At 44.4% G+C, this 934-nt stretch carries 1 protein-coding gene; it reads right to left on the reverse strand.

Going from position 1 to position 934, the window contains the following annotated elements; all coding sequences use genetic code 11:
* The coding region (locus SANK73390_RS19125; RefSeq protein WP_462767959.1) for a flagellin N-terminal helical domain-containing protein at positions 1 to 812 on the reverse strand (812 nt) is incomplete at its 3' end.
* Between the last annotated feature and the right edge of the window lie 122 nt (positions 813 to 934).

Raw genomic sequence — 934 nt, forward strand, 5'->3', positions numbered from 1 at the left:
GTCTCTACCGCAAAGTCTGCATCTTTGATACGTGAACGTGCCGCTGATACATTCTCAATAATATTGGTCTGATTACGGATGGTTGATGAAAAACGATTTTGCACCGCACCCAGCTCCGCACGTTTGGCATCTATCGCCCCTATCATCGCATCTACCGCACCTAACAAAGACTGTGCTTTATCTACCGAAGTGAACGATAGACTACTCACATTCGCAAACGCAACCGAGGCACCCTCACCAGTACCAGTAATATCTGATGCTGCCGCCGCTAAGTCACTTACCGTAAAACTAGCAACACTGACTGTTGAGCCATCAAATGAGGCGATTGACGTCATCGTCATACTAATCACCTGACTTGCATCCGCACCGACTTGAAACTCTGCCTGATATGAACCATCTAGTAAGTTAGTACCACCAAATGTGGTATCTGCTGAAATACGGTTAAGCTCTTCACCCAACTGACGCATTTCTAATTGCAATGCCGCTCTATCTGATGCTGTATTTGAACCATTTGCCGCTTGTGACGCCAACGTACGTACACGTTGGAACATACTGGTCATCTCATCTAACGCGCCTTCTGCCGTTTGCGCCAATGAAATACCGTCATTCGCATTTCGGTTACCTTGCGTCAAGCCATTAACTTGGCTTGTTAAACGGTTTGAAATCTGCAGACCTGCCGCATCATCTTTTGCGCTGTTAATACGAAGACCCGAAGAAAGACGTTGAAATGCTGTATCAAGGGTACTACCTGAGTTCATCAGCTGTCTTTGAGCGTTTAAACTCGATACATTGGTATTTACATAAAGTGCCATAATGATTCTCCTACGGTAAACCCTGTGTTTACGCTAAACTTAATACTGTTGCTCTTTGAGTTAGTTTTACTCTCAAGCTTTGATACTTAAGTTATCGGGCTAACCAGAAAATCCTTTAGCTA

The organism is Pseudoalteromonas sp. SANK 73390, from assembly GCF_054966645.1.